Source organism: Serratia sp. A07, from assembly GCF_058725505.1.
In genome coordinates this window covers 1-2,489 of the sequence record NZ_JBZXDO010000119.1, presented here as the reverse complement: position 1 = coordinate 2,489, position 2,489 = coordinate 1, and the positions used below count along the sequence as shown (strand labels likewise).

The following is a 2,489-nucleotide window of genomic DNA, read 5'->3' as shown; positions in this document are numbered from 1 at the left end:
CCCTGCGTGATGAACGCAGTGCGCAGAATGTCATGGCGATCGATCACCTGCTGCATCGCCGCCAGCCAGGCGTCCAGGCGCGCACGGCTGTCGAAACGCAGCACCGCGGACAGCTGGTACGGGTCGCCCCGTTCCGCCAGCAGATGGTGGAACAAAATCCCCTCCTGCAGCGGCGACAAGGCGTAGATATCCTGTACGTTGGCCACGCCGCCCGGCACCTGCGCCACCACCGCGTCGATCTCCGGCTGGCTCAGCGTCGCCAGCGGCAACATCTCCGGCGTAATGGCTACGCAGCCCGGTAGGATACCGTTGGCCGGCACGCTCACTTCTTGCTGCGTGACCAACGTCTGCGCCAGCGTTGACAGCGTCGGCGCGGTGAACAGCGTTTGCACCCCGGCGCTCAATCCGACACGGCGCAGCTGCGCCATCAACTTCACCGCCAGCAGCGAGTGGCCGCCCAATTCGAAGAAGTTATCGTGGCGCCCGACCCGCTCAAGGCCCAGCAGCTCGCGCCAGATCCCCGCCAGCAGCGTTTCCAGTTCGCCTTCAGGTTCGGCGTAAACCTCACGCACGTAGGCGTCCTCCTGCGGCTCAGGCAGCGCGCGCCGATCCAGTTTGCCGTTCGGCGTCAGCGGTAGCGTATCCAGCGCCACCCAGGCCGCCGGCAGCATAAACTCCGGCAACATCCCCGCCAGATACTGTCGCAGCGTCACCGCCAACGTCTGGCGATCCGCGTCAGCCTCCGGCACCACCCAGGCCACCAACCGCTTAGTGTCCGCTTCGCCGAGGACATCCACCACCGCTTCGCGCACCGCCGGGTGACCGGCCACTCGCGCCTCGATCTCACCGCATTCGATGCGGAAGCCGCGAATTTTCACCTGCCGATCGTTGCGCCCCAGGTAGTCGATATTGCCGTCCGGCAGATAGCGCGCCAGATCGCCGGTGCGGTACATCCGCTCGCCTGGGTTAAACGGATCCGCCAGGAATCGCTCTGCCGTTAACTCTGCGCGGTTGAGATAACCCAGCGCCACTCCGGGGCCGGCGATGTAGATCTCGCCGGTCGCGCCGAGCGGCACCGGTTGCCCGTGCGCATCCAGCAGATAAATCCGGGTATTGCCGATTGGCCGCCCGATAGGCAAACGCTGCCAGGGATCCACCCGCTCGATCGTGGCCGTCGTGGCAAACACCGTACACTCGGTCGGCCCATAACCGTTGATCAGCCGTACCGGCCCAGCCTCTTTCAGCATGCGGGCAAAGGCGTGCGGATCCGCCGCTTCACCGCCGCTCAGCAGATATTTCAACTGCGCCAGCGTCGCGGCGATGCTATGGACATATTGGTTAAACAACGAGGTGGTCAGGAACAAGACGTTAATCCCTTGCCGCACCAGCGCCGCCGCCAACGCCTCGGCTTCCGTCAACACTTCCGGCGCAATGATTGCCAGACTGGCGCCATTCAACAGGGCTCCCCACATTTCCAGCGTGCTGGCGTCAAACGCCGGATTGGCGGCGAAAGCGAAGCGATCGCCGCGTTCAAACGACGCAAAACGGTTGTTGATCGCCAGCCGGAGGATGCCTTGATGCGTCACCATGACGCCTTTAGGCGTACCGGTCGAGCCCGAGGTATACATGATGTAGGCCGGCGCGTCGCCGGCGCGAGGCACCGCCGGATCGTGGGTCGGATTCTGCCGCAGCCGATCGATACGCAGGCATGCGATCTCGCCGGCTATCTCGCGGTCGAGATCGCGATCGCACAGGATCAACGACGCCCCGCTGTCGCCGATGATCCACGCCTGCCGCGCAACGGGCAGGTGCGGATCGAGCGGCACATAAGCAGCCCCCGCCTTGAGGATCGCCAGCTGAGCGATGACCAGAGAAACGCTGCGTTCAAGCGACGTGGCCACGCGATCGCCCGGGCGCACGCCCTGTGCGATGAGTTGGTGCGCCAGTTGGTTGGCGTGGGCGTTCAATTGGGCATAGCTCAGGCTGTCCCGATCGTTCACCACCGCAACGGCGTCCGGCGTGCGCTGCGCCCACTGTTCAAACAGGACGTGGGCACTGCTCTGCGCCGGATAAACTTCCGCGGTTCGGTTCCAGCCGTACAACAACAGTTCGCGCTCGGCAGCCGGCAGCAGATCGAGATGCGACGCAGGCTGCGTAGCATTTGTCGCCATCGCCCGCAACACCTGCACCAGGTAAACGCCGTAACGCTCGGCGGTAGCGCGGTCGAACAGCGCGGTGGCGAAGTTCAGCGTCCCGCTGATTTGCTCATCGCGCTCCGCCAGATCGAGCGTCAAATCATACTTGGCGATCTGATAGCCCAACTCGGCACTCTCGGCCTGCAGCCCAGGCAGCGAGATATCGCGCACCGAGCCGTCCTGCCAGGCCAGCATTACCTGGAACAGCGGGGTATAACCCAGGTGGCGCGGCGGATTGACCAGCTCCACCACCTGCTCGAACGGCAGATCGCGATTTTCCCGTGCCGCCAGCAC

Annotated in this window: 1 protein-coding gene; it reads right to left on the bottom strand. The window is 64.6% G+C overall.

Annotated features, from left to right (window positions below; genetic code table 11):
* On the bottom strand, positions 1–2,489 hold a 2,489-nt coding region (locus AC4PR2_RS28360), incomplete at both ends, for a non-ribosomal peptide synthetase (protein WP_492175982.1).